This window comes from Mesorhizobium sp. NPDC059025 (assembly GCF_042739655.1).
GTDB lineage: Bacteria > Pseudomonadota > Alphaproteobacteria > Rhizobiales > Rhizobiaceae > Mesorhizobium.
Genome location: NZ_JBHYIM010000022.1, coordinates 1 through 18,414, shown reverse-complemented (window position 1 = coordinate 18,414; position 18,414 = coordinate 1). Strand labels below are relative to the sequence as shown.

General features: G+C 65.2%; 22 protein-coding genes. 5 read left to right on the top strand and 17 right to left on the bottom strand.

The annotated features are described in order from the left end of the window. Positions 1–34 precede the first annotated feature (34 nt). From pta to tauA, 8 genes are all read right to left on the bottom strand, one after another. On the bottom strand, positions 35–1,039 hold the full coding sequence (pta, locus tag ACFWYE_RS29900; protein ID WP_379115640.1) for a phosphate acetyltransferase: 1,005 nt from the start codon (positions 1,037–1,039) through the stop codon (positions 35–37). Continuing rightward, positions 1,039–2,070 carry a YeiH family protein gene (locus ACFWYE_RS29895; RefSeq protein ID WP_379115639.1) on the bottom strand — a complete coding sequence of 344 codons (1,032 nt, stop codon included), beginning with the start codon at positions 2,068–2,070 and terminating at the stop codon, positions 1,039–1,041. The genes pta and ACFWYE_RS29895 overlap by 1 nt, the downstream gene beginning before the upstream one ends. A 92-nt stretch (positions 2,071–2,162) precedes the next feature. Beyond that, on the bottom strand, positions 2,163–3,938 hold the full coding sequence (xsc, locus tag ACFWYE_RS29890; RefSeq protein WP_379115638.1) for a sulfoacetaldehyde acetyltransferase: 1,776 nt from the start codon (positions 3,936–3,938) through the stop codon (positions 2,163–2,165). Between the two features lie 70 nt (positions 3,939–4,008). Continuing rightward, a complete protein-coding gene (locus ACFWYE_RS29885; protein ID WP_379115637.1) occupies positions 4,009–5,409 on the bottom strand; it encodes an NAD(P)/FAD-dependent oxidoreductase in 1,401 nt (466 codons plus the stop codon). A gap of 23 nt (positions 5,410–5,432) precedes the next feature. After that, on the bottom strand, positions 5,433–5,843 hold the full coding sequence (locus ACFWYE_RS29880; protein ID WP_379115636.1) for a nuclear transport factor 2 family protein: 411 nt from the start codon (positions 5,841–5,843) through the stop codon (positions 5,433–5,435). Positions 5,844–6,008: 165 nt separating this feature from the next. After that, complete coding sequence (locus ACFWYE_RS29875) at positions 6,009–6,836, bottom strand: ABC transporter permease subunit (RefSeq protein ID WP_379063432.1); 828 nt, start codon at positions 6,834–6,836, stop codon at positions 6,009–6,011. Beyond that, positions 6,829–7,635: a taurine ABC transporter ATP-binding protein gene (locus ACFWYE_RS29870; protein ID WP_379115701.1), complete on the bottom strand. Its 807-nt coding sequence runs from the start codon at positions 7,633–7,635 to the stop codon at positions 6,829–6,831. The genes ACFWYE_RS29875 and ACFWYE_RS29870 overlap by 8 nt, the downstream gene beginning before the upstream one ends. Positions 7,636–7,708: 73 nt before the next feature. Then, entirely contained in the window at positions 7,709–8,725 is a 1,017-nt protein-coding gene (tauA, locus tag ACFWYE_RS29865) for a taurine ABC transporter substrate-binding protein (protein ID WP_379115635.1), read from the bottom strand. A gap of 218 nt (positions 8,726–8,943) precedes the next feature. Here tauA and ACFWYE_RS29860 point away from each other — a divergent pair, with 218 nt between their 5' ends. Then, positions 8,944–10,425 carry a PLP-dependent aminotransferase family protein gene (locus tag ACFWYE_RS29860; RefSeq protein ID WP_379115634.1) on the top strand — a complete coding sequence of 494 codons (1,482 nt, stop codon included), beginning with the start codon at positions 8,944–8,946 and terminating at the stop codon, positions 10,423–10,425. A gap of 621 nt (positions 10,426–11,046) precedes the next feature. On the opposite strand, the gene ACFWYE_RS29855 is transcribed toward ACFWYE_RS29860, so the two are convergent. The 5 genes from ACFWYE_RS29855 to ACFWYE_RS29835 form a co-directional block, all read right to left on the bottom strand. After that, positions 11,047–11,439, bottom strand: coding sequence for a hypothetical protein (locus ACFWYE_RS29855; protein WP_379115633.1), 393 nt, complete (start codon positions 11,437–11,439; stop codon positions 11,047–11,049). Between the two features lie 174 nt (positions 11,440–11,613). Next, positions 11,614–12,150 carry a hypothetical protein gene (locus ACFWYE_RS29850; RefSeq protein WP_379115632.1) on the bottom strand — a complete coding sequence of 179 codons (537 nt, stop codon included), beginning with the start codon at positions 12,148–12,150 and terminating at the stop codon, positions 11,614–11,616. 33 nt (positions 12,151–12,183) lie between these two features. Then, a complete protein-coding gene (locus tag ACFWYE_RS29845; protein ID WP_379063444.1) occupies positions 12,184–12,525 on the bottom strand; it encodes a hypothetical protein in 342 nt (113 codons plus the stop codon). Between the two features lie 158 nt (positions 12,526–12,683). Then, positions 12,684–13,154, bottom strand: a complete 471-nt coding sequence (locus ACFWYE_RS29840; RefSeq protein WP_379115631.1) for a GFA family protein — start codon at positions 13,152–13,154, stop codon at positions 12,684–12,686. Positions 13,155–13,259: 105 nt separating this feature from the next. Next, complete coding sequence (locus tag ACFWYE_RS29835; protein WP_326893667.1) at positions 13,260–13,436, bottom strand: hypothetical protein; 177 nt, start codon at positions 13,434–13,436, stop codon at positions 13,260–13,262. A 255-nt stretch (positions 13,437–13,691) separates the two neighbouring features. Between ACFWYE_RS29835 and ACFWYE_RS29830 the strand changes: the two genes are divergently transcribed. Both ACFWYE_RS29830 and ACFWYE_RS29825 read left to right on the top strand, forming a co-directional pair. Then, positions 13,692–14,144 carry a hypothetical protein gene (locus ACFWYE_RS29830; protein ID WP_379115630.1) on the top strand — a complete coding sequence of 151 codons (453 nt, stop codon included), beginning with the start codon at positions 13,692–13,694 and terminating at the stop codon, positions 14,142–14,144. Beyond that, positions 14,141–14,410 (top strand): hypothetical protein, encoded by a 270-nt coding sequence (locus ACFWYE_RS29825; RefSeq protein ID WP_379115629.1) that lies wholly within the window; start codon positions 14,141–14,143, stop codon positions 14,408–14,410. The genes ACFWYE_RS29830 and ACFWYE_RS29825 overlap by 4 nt, the downstream gene beginning before the upstream one ends. An 18-nt stretch (positions 14,411–14,428) precedes the next feature. Here ACFWYE_RS29825 and ACFWYE_RS29820 read toward each other — a convergent pair whose 3' ends face one another. After that, positions 14,429–14,905: an immunity 26/phosphotriesterase HocA family protein gene (locus tag ACFWYE_RS29820; RefSeq protein WP_379115628.1), complete on the bottom strand. Its 477-nt coding sequence runs from the start codon at positions 14,903–14,905 to the stop codon at positions 14,429–14,431. 272 nt (positions 14,906–15,177) lie between these two features. On the opposite strand from ACFWYE_RS29820, the gene ACFWYE_RS29815 reads away from it, so the two are divergent. Then, entirely contained in the window at positions 15,178–16,182 is a 1,005-nt protein-coding gene (locus ACFWYE_RS29815; protein ID WP_379115627.1) for a DUF4105 domain-containing protein, read from the top strand. A 49-nt stretch (positions 16,183–16,231) separates the two neighbouring features. On the opposite strand, the gene ACFWYE_RS29810 is transcribed toward ACFWYE_RS29815, so the two are convergent. Both ACFWYE_RS29810 and ACFWYE_RS29805 read right to left on the bottom strand, forming a co-directional pair. Next, complete coding sequence (locus ACFWYE_RS29810; RefSeq protein WP_379115626.1) at positions 16,232–17,152, bottom strand: M48 family metalloprotease; 921 nt, start codon at positions 17,150–17,152, stop codon at positions 16,232–16,234. 481 nt (positions 17,153–17,633) lie between these two features. Next, positions 17,634–17,765: a hypothetical protein gene (locus tag ACFWYE_RS29805; protein WP_379063457.1), complete on the bottom strand. Its 132-nt coding sequence runs from the start codon at positions 17,763–17,765 to the stop codon at positions 17,634–17,636. Positions 17,766–17,939: 174 nt separating this feature from the next. On the opposite strand from ACFWYE_RS29805, the gene ACFWYE_RS29800 reads away from it, so the two are divergent. Further along, positions 17,940–18,062 carry a hypothetical protein gene (locus ACFWYE_RS29800; RefSeq protein ID WP_379115625.1) on the top strand — a complete coding sequence of 41 codons (123 nt, stop codon included), beginning with the start codon at positions 17,940–17,942 and terminating at the stop codon, positions 18,060–18,062. Here ACFWYE_RS29800 and ACFWYE_RS29795 read toward each other — a convergent pair. Then, positions 18,052–18,414: autotransporter outer membrane beta-barrel domain-containing protein (locus tag ACFWYE_RS29795; RefSeq protein ID WP_379115624.1), on the bottom strand; the 363-nt coding region annotated here is incomplete at its 5' end. The two genes, ACFWYE_RS29800 and ACFWYE_RS29795, sit on opposite strands and share 11 nt — an antisense overlap.

Below are 18,414 nucleotides of genomic sequence, written 5' to 3'. Positions count from 1 at the left end.
TATCCCCCATGCCCGCGGCGCTGAAACGGCATCGCTAGGCGATCACCGCACCCGCCTGCACCGTCGTCACCGCGATCATCGAGACCACATCCTCCACGCTGCACCCCCTCGACAGATCATTAGCCGGCTTGACCAAACCCTGCAAAATCGGCCCGATCGCCGTTGCGCCGCCGATGCGCTGGGCGATCTTGTAGCCGATGTTGGCGGCGTCGAGGTTGGGGAAGACGAAGACATTGGCTTCGCCATGCAGCGCGGAGTCCGGCGCCTTGGCGGCGCTCACCGCCTCGACGAAGGCAGTGTCGAACTGGAGTTCGCCGTCGATGACGAGGTCGGGATCGGCGGCATGGGCAAGGCGGGTGGCCTCGACCACTTTCGAAACGCGTTCGTGCGCGGCGCTGCCATTGGTCGAGAAGGACAGCATCGCCACCTTGGGCTGCGCACCAGCCAGCGCCTGGTAGGAGCGCGCGGACATGAGGGCGATGTCGGCGAGGCCGGCGGCGTCGGGGTCGACCACCAGGCCGCAATCGGCAAAGACGAAGGCGCCCTTCTTCACATGGTAGGGCTGGCACAGCATCATCAGGAAGAAGGAGGACACCAGCCCGACGCCGGGCGCGCGGCCGATGCATTGCAGGGCCGCCCGCACCGTGTCGGCCGTGGTGGCGACCGCACCGCCGACCGTGCCATCGGCCTCGCCTTCGCGCACCATCATGGCGGCGAAGGTGAGCGGCGCGTGCACGGCCGCATAGGCTAACGCACCGTCGACGCCCTTATCCTTGCGCAGCGCGTGATAGGCGGCTGCCAGGCGAGCGGTCAGCGCAGAAGTCTCAGGGTCCTCGATGCCGATCGCCTCGCCCCCAGCGCCGGCTTCGGCAAGCCTCTGCTCGACGATGGCGCGGCGGCCGACCAGCGTGATCTGTGCGATGCCCTCGCGCACCGAACGCAGGGCCGCCTCGACAATGCGCGGGTCCTCGCCTTCCGGCAGCACGATGCGGCGCGGCGATGCCTTGGCAACGGTGAGGATGCGTTCCAGCGGCTTCATCAGGCGTGCCCGAGATAATAGATGCCGGCGAGGATGAAGAAGCCGATGAAGATGGTCTCGGCGACGATCAGCGCCACCGCATCGCCGCCGACATCGAGCACGCGGCGCAGCGAGGTCTTCATGCCGACGGCGACGATGCCGGCGAGCAGCGCCCAGCGCGACACCTCCATGCCGGCCTTCGAGACCACTTCCGGCACGAAGCCGAGCGAATTGGCGGCGGCGAGGATGAGGAAGGCGATGACGAAGCCGGGCAGCAGCGGCGGCCGCTTGCCGGTGTCGCCGACCGGCCCGGCGCCGCGCGTGGCCAGCGAGAACACCAGCACGACCGGCGCCAGCATGGTGACGCGGATGAGCTTGACCAAAGTGGCGGTCTCGCCTGCTTCCGGCGAAACCGAGAAGCCGGCGCCGACCACCTGGGCGACGTCGTGGATGGTGCCGCCGAAGAAGATGCCGGTGGCGCGCGCGTCCAGGCCGATGGCATCGGCAAGCATCGGATAGAAGATCATGGCCAGCGTCGAGAGCACCGTCACCGACAGCACGGTGAAGATCAGGTTGCGCTCGGAGAATTCGTTGCGCGGCAGCACGGCGGCGATCGCCATGGCGGCCGAAGCGCCGCAGATGGCGACCGAGCCGCTGGTGATCAGCGCCAGCCGCCAGCCGCGGCCCAGCAGCTTCGCGACGGCAAGGCCGAACAGGATGGTGGCGGCGATGGCGCAGACCAGCAGGAGGATGGTGCCGGCGCCGAGCCCGACCAAAAGGTCGACGCTGATGCGCATGCCGAGCAGGGCTACGCCGATGCGCAGCACTTTCTTCGCGCTGAGGTCGATGCCGGCAACGCAACGGCCCTCCTCCGACAGGAAATTGAAGGCGATGCCGAGCAGCAGCGCCATCAGCATGGCCGGCGCGCCGTAGTGATCCGACAGGAACTGCGCCGCGATCGCCACAGCGCCGGTCACGGCAAGACCCGGCCACCAGGCTTGCGCCATCGAAGGCAGGCTGTTGAGGCGTCGGGTCGCGGCGGCGGTGTTCATCCGGATCATTCCTGTATGAGGGCCTGTATGAGGGCCTGCAGGCGGATCGACATCTCGGGCCTGCCCGGCGAACCGGGCAGGCCGTGGCACCATCAGGCGCGCTGCTGCGGGCGCATGTCGGCCGCCTCGATGCCGGCCACCGGCACCGGCTTCTTCATGGCGTCGCGGCGGAAGGGTTCGCCGAGTTCCTGGTTGAGGATGACCTCGATGAAGGTGGTGACACCCTTGCCCTGGTCGTCGATCGCCCTGGCCAGCGCCTCGGTAAGCTTGGCCGTGGTGTCGACGGTGACGCCCTTCAGCCCGCAACCGTCTGCCACCCTGGCGTAGCTGAGATTGGGGTTGAGTTCGGTGCCGACGAAGTTGTTGGCGTACCACAGCGTGGTGTTGCGTTTCTCCGCGCCCCACTGGTAGTTGCGGAAGATCACCATGGTAATCGCCGGCCAGCCGTCGCGGCCGATCGAGCCCATCTCGTTCATAGAGATGCCGAAGGCGCCGTCGCCGGCGAAGCCAACCACCGGGACGTCGGGGCAGCCGATCTTGGCGCCGACGATCGCCGGGAAACCGTAGCCGCAGGGACCGAACATGCCGGGCGCCAGATATTTGCGGCCCTGTTCGAAACTCGGATAGGCATTGCCGATGGCGCAGTTGTTGCCGATGTCGCTTGAGATGATCGCCTCCTTGGGCAAGGCGGCCTGGATCGCGCGCCAGGCCTGGCGCGGCGACATGCGGTCGGCCTCGCGCCTGCGCGCCGACGCGTTCCATTCGGTGCCCGGATCGTCATCCTCGTGATCCATCGACGACAGCTGCTGCAGCCAGGCCGAGCGGGTCTGGTGGATCGCCGCCTTGCGCGCCTCGCGGCCTTCATTGCCCGCCGCCGGGCTCAGCTTTTCGAGGATCTGGCGCGCCACCTGCCTGGCGTCGCCGCAGATGCCGACCGAGACCTTCTTGGTCAGGCCGATACGGTCGGCATTGATGTCGACCTGGATGACGGCGGCGTTCTTCGGCCAGTAGTCGATGCCGTAGCCCGGCAGCGTCGAGAACGGGTTGAGGCGCGTGCCCAGCGCCAGCACCACATCGGCTTTGGCGATCAGTTCCATCGCCGCCTTCGAGCCGTTGTAGCCGAGTGGACCGACGGCGAGGCGATGGCTGCCGGGGAAAGCGTCGTTGTGCTGGTAGCCGCAGCAGACCGGCGCGTCGAGCTTCTCGGCCAGCGCCATGGATTCGGCAATGGCGTTGCCGATGACGACGCCGGCGCCGTTGAGGATGACCGGAAACTTCGCTTCCGACAGAAGCTTCGCCGCCTCTGCGATGGCCTGCGGGCCACCTGCCGGGCGCTCGAAACGGACGATCGCCGGCAGGTCGACGTCGATGACCTGGGTCCAGAAATCGCGCGGGATGTTGATCTGCGAAGGGGCACAGCCGCGCCAGGCCTTCTCGATGACGCGGTTCAGCACCTCGGGGATGCGCGAGGGATCACGCACTTCCTCCTGGTAGCAGACCATCTCCTCGAACATCGCCATCTGGTCGACTTCCTGGAAACCGCCCTGGCCGATGGTCTTGTTGGCCGCCTGCGGCGTGACCATCAAAAGCGGCGTGTGGTTCCAATAGGCGGTCTTCATCGCGGTGATGAAGCCGGTGACGCCGGGGCCGTTCTGGCCGATGGCCATCGACATGGTGCCGGTGGCGCGGCTGAAGCCGTCGGCCATCATGCCGGCATTGGTTTCATGGGCACAGTCCCAGAATTTGATGCCGGCCCTGGGGAACAGGTCGGACACCGGCATCATGGCCGAGCCGATGATGCCGAAGGCATGCTCGATGCCATGCATCTGCAGGACTTTGACGAAGGCTTCTTCGGTGGTCATCTTCATGTCTGGGCTTCCTTTCGATGGGGTCGGGCCAGCGTTGCCGGCGGATTCTTGTCGGAGCGCGGGATCACGCTCAGAGGATCTCGTCCTTGAGGTAATACCAGCGGTACATGCCGGCCTGGCCAAGCCGCCGGAACGGCGTCAAAAGGCCGTGGCTGGGCAGCGGCGAGGTGAAGATCGGCAGGTCGAGCCCACCGCCCTTGCCCGCCACCATCTGCGCCATGCGGCGGCCGGCCTGCGCCGAATACATGACGCCGTTGCCGCCATAACCCATGGCGTAGAACAGGCGCTGGCCGGGATCGGGCTGGAAGATGCGCGGCATCATGTCGTGGCTGACGTCGACCCAGCCCCACCAGGAATAATCGATCTCGATGCCGCGCAGGATCGGGAACTTGCGGGCGAGCCCTTCCAGCAGCAGCGCCAGATGTTTCGGGTTTACGGCGTCGCGGCCGGTGATGGCGCTGCGGCTACCGATCTGCACCCGCCCGTCCGGCAGCATGCGGTAGTAGTGGCGCAGCGTGCGCGTGTCGGTGAGCGGGATGCGCGCCGTGAAATTCAGCTCGTCACGCTCGGCCTGCGACAGCGGCCGGGTGACCACCGAATTGGACAGGATCGGCATCAGCCGGTGCCGGGTCAGCACATGCAGGCCGGGCGAGGTGTAGCCGGCGGTGGCGATGCACACCGTTCGCGCCCGCACCGTGCCGCCGGGCGTCCTCAGATGATGGACGCCGCCCCTGAGGTCGCTGCCCAGCACCGGACTTGCCGTATGCACCTTCGCGCCAAGCCGGCGGGCAAGCCGGAGATAGCCGAAGGCCAGTTTTGCGGCATGGATGCCGATGCCGTCGGGTTCGTACATCGCGCCCCTCGCCTCGGCGTCGCGCACGAAGTCGCGGTGCACTTCGTCGCGGCCGACCATGCGGGCCTTGTAGCCGAACACCTCGTTGAGCAGGCGGGTCTCCTTCTCCAGCGCCGGCAGCACCTTGTCGCGATGGGCGATGTAGAGATGGCCGCCATCCTGCGGCTCGCAGTCGATCTCGGGTTCGCGGATCAGCGCGCGGAACAGCTCGAAACCCTCGGCGATCTCGGCATGCAGCCCGCGGGCGACATCGACGCCCCAGCGTTCGATCCATTGCGAGCGCTTCAGCCGGCCGGCCGAGATCTGCGCCTGGCCGCCATTGCGGGTCGAGCAGCCCCAGGCGACGCCATTGGCTTCGAGCACGGTGGCCTTGATGCCGTGTTCGCGGGCGAGATGGATGGCGCAGGACAGCCCGGTGTAGCCCGAGCCGACAATGGCGACGTCGACGTCGATGTCGCCCGCGACGGGGCCATCGTCTTCCGGCTCGGCACCGGCGGTGGCGATCCAGTAGGTCGGCGCATAATCCTTGCCGTCGCCGGGGTTCGGCGCGTGCACGGGATCATAGGCAGGGTCGAACGGCTTCCGCCGTGCCGCCGGCCTGACAAGCTGCTGCTGCATGACCCGATCCTCCCTGAAACCGCTCAGGCGTCCGCCGCGAGCAGCGGCCGGTTCTTGCGGAACGCCTGCTTGCGCACGATCCCGTCGCCGTTGAGCGTGAACAGGTCGCAGCCCTCGGCCTCGACGCGGCTGCCGTCGGCATTGGTGCCGGTGAAGGTCCATTCCGAGACGGCACGGTCGCCCTGGACGAAATGGCCGTGATGGGCCCAATGCGCGTCCGGCATCGCCTTCCACACGCCGCTGAAGGCATTGGCGATGGCTTCGGGGCCTTCGAAGCGGGTGCCGTAGGCCTCGGCCCCGCCGACCGCGTTGAAGACGCAGTCGTCGGAGAAGAAGCGCATCACGCCGTCGATGTCGTGCCGGTTGAAGGCATCGAACAGCCTGGCAAGGTCGTCGGCGTTGAGCGCCATGGTGTGGTCCTCGTCTCTTGTCATGGTGGTCTTCCCCCGCCGGACACGCCGTGGCCGGTGGATTGGTCAATGGCGCGCCGGGCACGGCTCCGCCGTGGCCGGAAGAACCGGCCGGATGAATTGTCGTTGGTGTGGTTGGATGCCCGCCCTAGACAGGCGGCGCGGTAGCGGGATTGCCGAGCATCGCCATCAGATCTTGCCCTTCCAGGGGATCAGGATCTTCTCGAGGTAGCGCAGCAGAAGATCGAAGGCGAAGGCGAAGATGCCGATCACGATGATGCCCATGATGACGGTGTCGCTGGCCAGGTATTCGGCCGCGTTCAGCACCATGAAGCCGAGGCCGCGATGCGCCGCCACCATTTCGGCCGCCACCAGCGTGGTCCAGCCGACGCCGATGCCGATGCGCATGCCGGTGAAGATCTCCGGCAGCGCCGCCTTGAGGATGACCTGGCTGATCACCTGGGTGCGGGTGGCGCCCATCGCATAGGCGGCGTGGATCTGCTCGGTCGAGACCGAACGCACGCCGGCCCGCGCCGCGATCGCCATCGGCGCGAAGATCGCCAGGTAGATGAGGAACACCTTCGGGAACTCGCCGATGCCCAGCCAGATGATGATCAGCGGCAGATAGGCGAGCGGCGGCAGCGGGCGGTAGAACTCGATGATCGGGTCGAACAGGCCGCGTATGGTGCGGTTGACGCCCATCAGGATGCCGATCGGCACGGCGGTGACAAGCGCCAGCACGAAGGCGCCGAGCACTCGGCCGAGGCTCGCCAGCGTGTGCTGGGTCAGCGTCGAGTTGGACACGCCTTCGGTCATGGCCAGCACGAACTTGTCCCATACCGCCAGCGGCGACGGCAGGAACAGCGGCTTGACCCAGCCCATCTCGGTGACCAGCAGCCACAGACCGAACAGCACCAGCGCGGTGATGAGGCTGATATGGCCGCTGGCGCCGTCGCCGGGGGCGCCGTAGATCTTGCCGGGCGTGACCGGCCGGGCCCTGGAGACGCGGTCAAGCATAGAGGGCGCCGCCGGCCTGGCGCTCGTCGCCGTAGATGATGGAGAGGATCTGTTCGCGCATGTCGATGAAATCGCGGCTGGACTTGATTGCACGGGCGTTGCCCTCCTCGAGGAAGCGTCGATTGAAATCGAGCTCGTAGGTGTGGGTGATGCGGCCGGGCCGCGGCGACATGACGATCAGCCGGGAGCCAAGGAACAGCGCCTCCTCGACGCTGTGGGTGATGAAGAAGAACATCTTGTTGGTGAGCTGCCACACCTCGAGCAGCAGTTCCTGGATGGTCTCGCGGGTCAGCGCGTCGAGCGCCGCCATCGGCTCGTCCATCAACAGCATGGCGGGATCGCAGGTCAGGGCCCTGGCGATGCCGACGCGCTGCTGCATGCCGCCCGACAGATGGTAGATCATGTGCTTGTGGAAATCCTGCAGGCCGACCAGCGCCAGGTTTTTCGTGGCGATCTCGCGCCGCGTCTGCCGGTCGATGCCGCGCAGCTTGAGGCCGAATTCGGTGTTGTCGATGACGTTGAGCCAGGGCAGCAGCGCGTGCTTCTGGAAGACGACGCCGCGTTCGGCACCGGGGCCGGTGACCTGGTGGCCGCCCAGCGTGATGTCGCCGTCGCTCGGGGCCATGAAGCCGGCCATGAGGTTGAGCAGCGTGGTCTTGCCGCAGCCGGACGCGCCGAGCGCGACGACGAAATCGCCGCTCTTGATCTCCAGGCTGACACCCTTGAGGGCGATCACGGCCTGGTCCGAATAGAGGCCTGGGTAGGTCAGGCTGACATTGCTGACATTGAGGGTTTCCATCACGCCGAGCCTTTCGCGTATGAGAGGGAGACGGCCGCCGGCACGCCGGCGGCGCCTGATGTGAAATCCTGACCTACTTGGACGCCTCCCTGGCGTAGCTCGCGTTGACAAAGGGCGTGTAGTCGTCGAGCGCCTTGTCGATCTGCTTCTGAGCGACGAGGAATTTGGCGCTTTCGCTGATCGCCTTGAGCGCGCCACCGCCGAGCCAGGTCGGGGAGGCCTGCTCATCGGCATTGGGGAAGGACAGGAGGTTCAGCGCCTCGACCGTGCCGGCGCCGTCGCCGCCGATCATCTTGACGATGCCCTTGACCTGTTCGGAGTCCGCCGTCCAGCTCGCCTTGTTCTTGTTATAGTCGGCATAGGCCTCGGCAAGCACCTTGGTGAAGGCGACCATGAATTTCGGATTGGCGGCGGCCCATTTCCTGTCGGCGACGAGGCCGTCGAACGTCGGCACCGAGGCTGCGCCGATGGTTTCGGAATCGGCGATGGTCTTGCCGGTCTTGAGCAGTTCGGTCAGGGCCGGCGGCCAGACATAGGCGGCGTCGATGTCGCCGCGCTGCCAGGCGGCGATGATCTGCGGCGGCTTCATGTTGAGGATGTTGACCTCGCGCGGATCGACCTTCCAGACCTGCTGCAGGCCGACCAGAAGATGGAAATGCGAGGTCGACACGAACGGCACGCCGACATTCTTGCCCTGGAGATCCTCGGGCTTCTCGATGCCGGAGCCGTTGCGCACGGCGAGCGCTTCCGACTTGCCGATGTTGTCGAGGATCCAGAACAGCTCGAGGTCGACGCCGCGCGTGGCGGCGGCGGCCGTACCGGTCGAGCCGATGACGCCGATCGGCACGTTGCCGGACGCGAGCGCGGTCGAGATGTCGCCGCCCGACGAGAACTGGCGCCAGTCTATCGTGTAGCCGGCCTCCTTGGCGGCCTTGTCGAAGCGGCCGTCGGCGATGGCGGTGACGAACGGCCCGACGATCTGCTGGTAGCCGACGACGACGGTTTCCTCGGCATAGGCGAAGCCTGCCTGGAAAAGGCCGGCCGCCAGCGAGGCGACGGCGGCCAACTGCTTGAAATGCTTGAATCCCATTATCGTTACCCTCTTTGTTTTGTTGGTTGCCGGTGGTCCGGGAACACGCCGGCTTTGGTGCCGGTCTTGGTTCTGGCTGATAGGGTTAAAGGAGGGACGCGGATTGCCTTATATCCAGTTTGGAAGTTGAATGATTCCAGTTCAACTCTCGATGGACATGTCAGGCTGAAACGAACAGAGCTCTGCCCGCAGGCTCTTGCGATCAACCGAAGGCCCCCATGGCGCATCCGACGGTTTCCGAAACGGTGTTCTTCCTCGACCGCGCCAGCCGCGTCGGCCTGCAGGCGCAGATCCGCGAGACGGTGGTGTCGGCGGTGCTGGCCGGCCGCGTCCAGCCCGGCGCGCAGCTGCCCTCGACGCGCAAGCTGTCCGACTATCTCAACATCTCGCGCATCACGGTGACGCTGGCCTACCAGGAACTGGCCTCGCAGGGTTATGTCGAGGCGGCGAGCCGCAGCGCCTACCGCATCTGCGACAACCCGCCGCTCAGGCTGCTGGCCACGGAAACGCCGCAGGCGGCGGGCGAGGTGGTGGACTGGTCGGCGAAGCTGCGTTCCAGCTTCATCGTCGCCAAGCAGATGATCAAGCCGCTGGACTGGCGCCGCTTCCCCTACCCGTTCCTGTATGGCCAGATGGACCCTTCGCTGTTCGACCTCAATGCCTGGCGCGATTGTGCGCGGCGCGCGCTGTCGCGCGAGGATTTCGAGCTGATGGCCGGCGACTTCGCCGCCGCCGACGACGTGCAGCTGGTGAACTACATCTGCTCGCGCACCTTGCCCAGCCGCGGCATCCGGGCGCATCCCGACGAGATCCTGGTGACGGTGGGCGCGCAGAACGCGCTGTGGATCGTCACGCAGCTGCTGCTCGCCCGCGGCGCGCATGCGGTGTGCGAGAACCCCTGCCACCCCGACATGAGCGCTTCGCTGAAACTGAGCGGGGCGCAGGTGACGGCGATCGACGTCGATGGCCAGGGCCTGCCGCCGGAAGTGATCCCGGCCGGCGTCGATGCGGTGTTCGTGACGCCGAGCCACCATTCCCCGACCGGGGCGACGATGCCGATCGAGCGCCGGCAGCACCTGCTGGAAGCAGCCGCCGAGCAGGATTTCGTCATCATCGAGGACGACTACGAGTTCGAGATGAGCTTCCTGGCGCCGCCGTCGCCGGCACTGAAGGCTTTCGACCGGGCCGGCCGGGTGTTCTACATCGGCTCGTTTTCCAAGTCGCTGTTTCCGGGCCTGAGGCTTGGCTATCTGGTGGCGCCGGCGCCGGTGATCCGCGAGGCACGCGCGCTGCGGGCGCTGATGCTGCGCCATCCGCCCGGCCATGTGCAGCGCACCGCGGCCTATTTCCTGGCGCTCGGCCACCATGACGCGGTGCTGCACCGCATGCGCGGCGAATATCACAAGCGCCACATCGTCATGGCCGATGCGCTGAAGCGGCAGGGCTTCACCATAGCCGGCTCCTCAGCCTTCGGCGGCACCTCGTTCTGGGTGGAAGGCCCGGAGGGTCTCGATGCGGACCTTCTGATGGCCGCGCTCCGGCAGGACGGCGTGCTGATCGAATCCGGCTCGCCCTTCTTCCCCGACGCGGACGGCCCCTGCCGCTTCTTCCGCATGGGCTATTCCTCGATCGACAAGGACCGCATCGTCGAAGGGGTGGCGCGCACGCGGGCCCGGATCGATGCGGTGCTTGCCTCCTGAGACAACGCAGCATGCGCAGGCAATCTGTTCTGCCTCGCAAAGGCATCTCGATTCCGTCAGCGGGAATTCGCCTATCGGGAGGTGGCCCGCCAGGTCGAAAGCTGAAGGGGGTCGAGCGGCACCGGTGTCCTGGCCGGGGTGAGAGGCAGCGCCGCTCTCCGGCAGGCAACAAAAAAGCCGCTGGGGATATCTCCCAACGGCTCTGCTGTCTCTTTCGAGAACCCCTTCCACGATCAACTCGCCAGTACATCCGTGGTCGGACGAAGGCGGAAGGGAAAGCGCATCAACCTCTGACGGGGACACACCATCGCTATATGGAAACCGATTGCGGTTTATTCAAGGCCCCGGATGCGCGGGCGAATGGATACACCCAATCATGATTATGAACGGAGGCTCGCGACATATTCAGAGACGGCTCCATTCCATCCACAGACGACGCAATGTCCATTTTCGAACCGGTGCTCGCAATTCGGGTAGCCATAGATGTGGTGGGAGCATTCCGGGCACAGCTCGAGCATGCGCGAGCTCCCCTCATGGTAGGGGCTGAGGCATTCGACGCAGATACGGTGTTCCGACTTGTGCATGCTGTCCTCGAGCCGACTGGAAACGAACGGCCGGTCCTTATTTCGAAAGACGAAGACACTCGATCAGAATCTCGCCCAGACGTCGATCCGATCCCTCGACCATGATCGATTTTTCCGAGAGGCCCACAAAGCCGCCGTTTGTTGAATCCCGTGCCGTCGGCGTCAGCGTAACCAATCCACCAGCCGCCTGGCTTACTGTTGCGCATAGAGCCGAGCGTTCAAACGCCTTGATGGACTTGACGCCCAGAAACTCGACCAGTTGCCGATCGAGGGTGGGCCAATCCTCCCGCTTCGGGTGCGGTATACCGGTTCTGGATTGCGAAAGGCATCGGAGCAGAGCGCGGCCGACTTCGGGGGCATCCGTTTCTTCGACCTCGAACTTCGGCGCGGTAGCAAGCCACAAGCCATCGACGGTCTTCGACTGACTCAACACGTATATCCTGCCGTCTCGCCGATACGTTATCGCAGACCGCACGGCCGATCCTTCTGGCAATGGCTTACGGTCGAGGATGCTGCGGAGGAGTGTCCAAACCATCGTGTTCGCCTGCTTCGAAGGCAAGGTATCGGCACACGCTCCGAGCAACCGCAGCACCGTGCGCTCACGTCAATTCCCGAGCAAGCCGTTCTCCATCGCCTGGATCAGATGGTCAAGACCGACGGCCGCCGCGAGATCATTCGTGAGCCGAATGGCCGCCGCGGGGATTTCGTCTTCGGGGCCAGCAGCGACCATTGCCGCCAGGAAAACCACACGTCCAGGCACTCGAATAGCCCATGGAGCGCCTTCTTCCAACGTCCGCACGCCGTCGGCAACAAAGATGAGGAGACGGTCATCCCGGTCAGTATCGAGTGCTTCGCAGGCAAGGCCGCACAGCACCGCCAGGTCAGCCCGGTGCGCGTGGAGCTCCGGCTTCGAATGTGCGGCATCCAGGAGAGAGGCCAGGCAGGCACGCAGAAACCTGTCGAGTGTATCGGCCCGCGCAGTCGACGACGCTTGATTGGCCATCTTTGAAAGCAAGGAATCGAGCCGTCGCGCGAATTCCGAATCCGGCTCCCGTCTTCTATAGAAGCGAAGCCTGCCGAGCACAGCTTCGAGCCAGCTCGGCAAGTCTGGCCCGATCTCTTCCAACACGCTTGACGACACGATCCTACCCACGCGAAGGCAGATCCCGCAATCTTAGCCGCCCGCCCGATAGGCGATCGCGGTCGCCACGGTTCCAGGCAGGATGCCGCAACGGTCGACAAGACCGGTCTGCGCATATTTCACGTTGTAGATGCCGGCCGCGCCGATAGCCGCCGCTTCGTTCTGCAGCGCCGCCAGCGCGTCGGCGGGGGCCGGCTGCGGGTCGATGAAGCGCTTGGCGCAGATCATGGTGCTGACGCGCTGCATGATGTTTCCATCCGGCGGCAGGTCCGGCGCGACGGTAATGCGCGAGCCATTGCCGACCATGGCATGCCTGGGAGAAGCACAGCCCGCGAGAGCGACGGCGAAGACGGCAAGGGCTACAACGACACGCATATGGGCCTCCGAACGGAGATCCATTCAGCCGCAACGCTGGTCCGGAGTCAATTTCTCCTGCAACCTGCAAGGGAAACGACGCGTGGCCACACAGTGGAATTCCAAGGTGCTCTCCGGCGCCCGGCAATGCGCCGGACCGCGATCAGATCACCCTGCCGTCAGCCGCGATCTTCCTCGAACTGCTGCGCGGACCGCACGGGGCGCAGCCAGTGCTCGCGGCGCTTCGTCCACAGCTCATAGCCCGGCGTGAACTGCGTCGGCGCCCGGTCGAGCGCACCGGCCATGATTTCCGCCTCCTCCGGCCGCAGCGAAAACACGCGCGAGCCGCATGAGGAGCAGAAGCTCCTGCCTTCATAGACCCCCGTCGGACCGGTGCAGGCGAAGGCGGAACGGTCCCAGACCAGGAACATGGAGAATGCGCTGCCGCTGGCGCGGCGGCAGTCGTGGCAGTGGCAGAGGCCGGCGCGGATCGGATCGCCCGCGAGCGTGAACGTCACCGCTCCACAGAGACACGAGCCGGTGACGGTGGTTTCCGCGCTGGGCGCCGCTCCCTTCCGCAGCGCCGGGGTTCCGGCGGCATCGGTTTCGTTGATCGCGCTGTCCTTCTCCAGGTTCCGGACCTTGGCCATGGCTCGATCTCCTTTCGGGATCGAACGGATGAGCACGGCAGACGTTCCCTCGGACAGGGTGCAGCGGAGGCGAAAGGAGGTGGATGCGAGGCAGGCGCCGGCGTGTCAGAAACGCGAGCCGAGGTGGATCCTGTTCAGGATCTGGCAGGCGGCTTCGGCGCGAAACAGGGACCGGTTGACCAGCTGCTGCCCATCGAGTTCCGCCGCGCGGTTGAGCGCGTTGTCCCAGACCTTCCAGGTGCCCGCGGGCTCCTGAATGCATTCATATCGGGGTCGGCCCATCGAAGCCTCGCTGTCCAAACCTCCCAGTTTTGCGTTGAAGCGGGCGCGAATAATGCAACTTGCGGCTGTTGTCAGCCCCAAATCACCAGTTGGTACGAAAGTAGAAAAGAAAAAAGGGCCCAATTGGTGGCTGCCTCACAGAGTGCTGCACTCCTACCGGGCCGCGACGCTGCCCTCATCTCGACAGGCGTGCCGGGCATTTTCACGTGAATTGTGTGGATTGGATGCACCTGCAGGCCAGATCCATGAGAGACTGTGCGGGATTTGATCCACCATCCATCCAATACCCCCACAGAGGTGAACTTGAGCGAAGCTGCGGATCCCATATTCGTGTTCGGAAGCAATCAGGCCGGCCGCCATGGCAAAGGCGCGGCTTTGTGGGCAAAACAGCATCGCGGCGCGATCCATGGCCAGGGCGAAGGCTTGCAAGGCAACAGTTATGGGATTCCGACCAAGGACACGCGCATCAAGACGCTGCCGCTCGAAAACATCGCGCAGGCTGTGGAGCGCTTCAAGGCATTCGCCCGCGAACATGCCGAACTGTCGTTTCAGCTGACCCCGATCGGCTGCGGGCTGGCCGGATACACGCCCGCCCAGATTGCCCCGCTGTTCCGTGACGCGCCCGCCAATGTCCTGCAGCCCGACGAATTCAAAGCCGTTCTCGAGAGCGGGAACGATGTTGCATCGGCGCCATCAGCCATCGGATGAAGGAGGCAAAGATCGCTGCTGACCGCACCTATGGACCGGAAACGCTCGTCGCGACGGTGCGCGACAAGGAGACATTTCTCCTCTTCCTGGATGCGTTGCGCAGCGAGCTTCGCGCGGCGAAAAGCGAGGACGATTGGTTGAATACCCATCTTGACGATTATCTGGAGGCGATGGGGGGCTGGGTCCTGGACAGCCGGGATCCGGCGGACGGCAATCCCTGGAAGCATGCGGCTCAACTGCTTCTCATCGCCAGGATCTACGAATAACGGATAGAGCCTGCGTCCTTATCGCAGCTTGTTCTGATCGACCGCCAGGCTCTCGACCCATTTGTTGGGCCGGCCGTCGGCAAGGTCGCGCAGCCGGTCGACGACATGTTCCGGGTCCCAGACCGCCGCGCATTCCAGCCCTAGGCACTCGGAAAGGGTCGCGGGCCTTTCACAGTTCGACGCCGCAAACGTCGAATGGTACAGTGCCAGCCGGCCGTTGAAGATGTCCTGTTTGAAGAAATAGGGTTCGGCTGCATTTTCCGGGGTCAGGCCGCGATGTCCAAGCACGCGCCAGATGCCTTTGGTGAGCGCGTATTTCGTGACCCAGAGCTTGAAGGCGACAGGCAGCATGGGAATGCGATCGATCGCAACGTCGTCGTCATAGGTGCCGGCAAAGAAGACGATCAGCGGATTGTAGGCAACCTGGCCGTAGCAATGCCTGTTTGCCCCCAGCTCGATCCTGACGATATTGCCCGCGGCCCATTTCGATTTCATCGCACCATCTGCGCCAGAGCTTCTGCCATCTCCGGTGTAGCGGATTGCGGGGACGAAGGCTCTAGGTCAGGATCCGGTATTTTCGACCCTGGAGGCATCAGCACCGCGAGCATGATCACAATCGGAAGGAGCGCCGTCACGTCGCCGAGTAGATGCCCACGCTCCATCGGATCGATGGCCGACAGGCCACGATCGCGTCTTGATTTCCCGGCAGCGCTCGTGAAGTTGGTGAATGTCCGGCTGCCGCGCCGGTCATGATTGCAGGAGTTGCGATGCGCCGTGCCGGTCTTTTCGTCCTGATCGCCGTCCTCTTTCTTGCCATAGCGCTGGCGAGTGTGTGGACCGGGCTTGCCTTCTTCTACCGGCTGCCGCTGCCGGAGACCGGCCGCATCGCCGTCGCCGCGCTGTTCTGCCTGTTCGGGCTGGCGACGCTCGTTACCCTGTTCACCCGCCGCAGGTGGCGTGCCATCGGCCTGTTCGCCGTGGTCTTTGCCGGCGTGCTGGTCTGGTGGGCGAGCATCGTGCCGCCGGGCGGCGGGGATTTCGTGCCGGAGGATGCGCACCAGGTGATCGGCCGGATCGAGGGCGATCGCCTGACCCTGACCAACATGCGCAACTTCACCTGGCGCTCGAAGACCGATTTCACCGGGAGCTGGGAGACGCGCAGCTACGACCTGTCGAAGCTCAGGACCGTCGACCTGTTCATGTCCTACTGGGCAGGGCCGAACATGGCGCACACCATCGTGAGCTTCGGCTTCGAGGGCGGCGAGCAGGTGGCCTGGTCGATCGAGGCGCGCTACCGGGTGGGCACGGAGTATTCGCCGGTCGCCGACGCCTTCAAGACCGATACGCTGATCGTGATCGCGGCCGACGAACGCGACCTGATCGGCCTGCGCACCAATGTGCGCGGCGAGGATGTGCATCTCTACCGGCTGGCCGTGCCCGCAGATCATGCCCGGGTCTTCCTGGCCGGCTATGTCGAGGACGCCAACGCCCTGGCCGCGAAGCCGCAGTTCTACAACTCGATCACCACCAACTGCACCACGGCGATCGTGCGCATCCTGCGGCTGATCGGGGCAAGCGTGCCGACCGACTGGCGCCTGCTCGTCAACGGCTACCTGCCGGGTTACCTCTATGACCAGAAACGGATCGACACCCGACTGCCGCTGAACGAGCTGATCGAACGTTCCCGCATCAGCGAGCGCGCCAAGGCTTTTGGCATCGGACCGGGCTTTTCCGAGGAGATCCGGCGCGGCGTGCCGGATCCGAACGGATAAAGGGCTGCCCCTTCAACTGCTCGCGCTGGGGCCAGGGCGTGGCCCGCGGCTATCTCCACGCCACCGGGTCCAGCGGTGTCCAGGGCGGTGTCGCCTTTTGCCTGTCTCCCCGCGCCCAGAAACCGGTGGCGAACCGGCCGGAGCCGTCGACATCGAGCCTGACCCAGATGGAGCGGGTTTCATCGAACAGGAACACGCTTCTGCCCTTGCGCCTCAGCTCCTCGAACACGGCAAAGGTCTGGCCATGCTGGATCTCCGTCCAACGGCCGTCCCGGCCCGAGAACTCCACGACGACCCGGACATATTCGCCGCCTTCCAGATTGTGCGTGAGCACATTGAGGCGATCCTCGCCGGCCTTGCCGGTGGCCTTCCTCCAGCCGGCCGAGGCCGCTGCGACACGCTCGGCACTCGGCGGGTGCGTCGCCGACCCTGCCCCGAGCCTGGCAAAGACGCGCGTCGCGTCCTCCAGGGTTCCGCCGAGGCGGCCGACGATGAAGCCGGCGAAATGATCCGCCTCGAGCTCCCTCGGCGGGCGCGACCCGACATTGTCCAGCGTGTGGCCGCACAGATGGTGGCCGATTTCATGGGCAAAGACGGCCATGCTCGACCAGTCGCGATTCTGCCGGTCCGCGATCAGCTCCATGAACGGTTCGCTGTAGACGACAAGGCGTTCGCCATCCTGGATGGTGGCAAAGGCATTGGCTTTCGGATCGTCGATGGCCACGATGCGGAAATTGGCCGGCAGCCCGACGATGCCGCAGATCTCGGCGACGACCTGCTCGGCCGTGTCGCTCGCCGCAACTCCGGTCATCGCCGGAAGCTTCCTGTCGCTCGACAGGCCACAGAATGTCCCGGCGCGGATCCTGAAGGCATGTCCGACAGCCGGAAACGCCAGCATTGCCACCGCCGTCGCACCGGCGCCACGCAACAAAGCCCTGCGGTCGATCAGACCGCAATTGCAAATCCGCAAGAACCCCTCCCTCGTCGGCATGCACAGCAGTGTGTTTTCTCCGCAATTGCTCTAGCGGTTCCCAGGTTCGGGGCACAAGCGGTTCACGCCAGAATCCGTGGCTTTGTTACATCGGTGTGGATGAATCGGTAACGCTGTCGGGAGAACTGATTGTACCGCCGCCCATCGAGTGCTAGTGCATAATCATGTCGAGTGGTGTTGGGGAGTACCGCTATGCCTGCGAAGGAACACGAATACCAATCGCCTTATGGGCGTTATTACAAAGTCGCTTTTCTTCTCGTCTCTGTCGTCATTGTTGCTCAGGCCTATAGCTGGCTGGCGACCTCCTAGACTCGGCAACACGATTAGCCAACTTGCGAGCCTGCCCGCCCCCCTGGCGGATGCACGCTCCCGCTGTTCCCACCGTCCCAGCCTGCCGGACAGCTCAGGCATCCGGGCAAGGCCCGCCCCGGCTGACCGGAGCGGGTGCCGTTCTAGCCGATCAGCGGAACGGGCTCCAATACTTGCCATTCGGCAGGCTACCGCTGATGGCGCCCGACCTGTTCGGCCCGGCGGCGTTCGCGGCGGAGGCTGCCAACAGGCAGGCCATGACGGCAATGGCTACACGCTTCATCGATCTATCCCTTTCAGATGCGCGGAAGGCACCTGGCGGTGCCGGGCCGCGGCGCGCCTTCACGCGACCCGTCCGGATATCTGCCCGCGAAACGACGGTGTTGGCATACGGCAGATGCCGTATATCGGCCGGGTTCATGCCGGGATGGTTACCCGTGAATGAACCCGGAGGCGCTTGAGGCCGCGGCTGCCGATCGTCGATTCCGGCGATACCGAGCTCGCGCTCGGCGTGACGGCGCAGAGCCTCGACATCGCCGACATGCTTCGAACCTGGCCGGCGAGCTTCGTCAGAACTTGACGTTGAGATCGGCCCGCACGCCGTGGTCGCTGGTCTTCGATCCGGCCTGGCCATGGTAGGAGATGCCGAGCGTCGCCTGCGGCGTGATGGCAAAGTCCAGCCCGGCTTCGATGACCGCGGCATCCTTCGCGATCGGCGCGCCGGCGATCGTGAAAGCGCTGCTGCCGGTGAAGGCCTGGCTGATCTCAGGCGTCACATCGCCATAGGCATGGCGCCAGCCGATCATGCCGCGTGCCGTCGCCCTTGTTGAGCCGATGTCGAAATCGGTCGAAGCGCGGATGCCGAGCGTGGTGAAGCTGTTGTCGTTGGAACCGCTGTGGACGCTGAGCGCCGATGCCCCGCCGGTTTCATT

Coding starts and splice junctions, on each gene's coding strand:
- pta (WP_379115640.1), bottom strand. CDS start 1,039: ATGAAGCCGCTGGAACGCATCCTCACCGTTGCCAAGGCATCGCCGCGC.
- ACFWYE_RS29895 (WP_379115639.1), bottom strand. CDS start 2,070: ATGAACACCGCCGCCGCGACCCGACGCCTCAACAGCCTGCCTTCGATG.
- xsc (WP_379115638.1), bottom strand. CDS start 3,938: ATGAAGATGACCACCGAAGAAGCCTTCGTCAAAGTCCTGCAGATGCAT.
- ACFWYE_RS29885 (WP_379115637.1), bottom strand. CDS start 5,409: ATGCAGCAGCAGCTTGTCAGGCCGGCGGCACGGCGGAAGCCGTTCGAC.
- ACFWYE_RS29880 (WP_379115636.1), bottom strand. CDS start 5,843: ATGACAAGAGACGAGGACCACACCATGGCGCTCAACGCCGACGACCTT.
- ACFWYE_RS29875 (WP_379063432.1), bottom strand. CDS start 6,836: ATGCTTGACCGCGTCTCCAGGGCCCGGCCGGTCACGCCCGGCAAGATC.
- ACFWYE_RS29870 (WP_379115701.1), bottom strand. CDS start 7,635: ATGGAAACCCTCAATGTCAGCAATGTCAGCCTGACCTACCCAGGCCTC.
- tauA (WP_379115635.1), bottom strand. CDS start 8,725: ATGGGATTCAAGCATTTCAAGCAGTTGGCCGCCGTCGCCTCGCTGGCG.
- ACFWYE_RS29860 (WP_379115634.1), top strand. CDS start 8,944: ATGGCGCATCCGACGGTTTCCGAAACGGTGTTCTTCCTCGACCGCGCC.
- ACFWYE_RS29845 (WP_379063444.1), bottom strand. CDS start 12,525: ATGCGTGTCGTTGTAGCCCTTGCCGTCTTCGCCGTCGCTCTCGCGGGC.
- ACFWYE_RS29840 (WP_379115631.1), bottom strand. CDS start 13,154: ATGGCCAAGGTCCGGAACCTGGAGAAGGACAGCGCGATCAACGAAACC.
- ACFWYE_RS29835 (WP_326893667.1), bottom strand. CDS start 13,436: ATGGGCCGACCCCGATATGAATGCATTCAGGAGCCCGCGGGCACCTGG.
- ACFWYE_RS29825 (WP_379115629.1), top strand. CDS start 14,141: ATGAAGGAGGCAAAGATCGCTGCTGACCGCACCTATGGACCGGAAACG.
- ACFWYE_RS29820 (WP_379115628.1), bottom strand. CDS start 14,905: ATGAAATCGAAATGGGCCGCGGGCAATATCGTCAGGATCGAGCTGGGG.
- ACFWYE_RS29815 (WP_379115627.1), top strand. CDS start 15,178: ATGCGCCGTGCCGGTCTTTTCGTCCTGATCGCCGTCCTCTTTCTTGCC.
- ACFWYE_RS29805 (WP_379063457.1), bottom strand. CDS start 17,765: ATGAAGCGTGTAGCCATTGCCGTCATGGCCTGCCTGTTGGCAGCCTCC.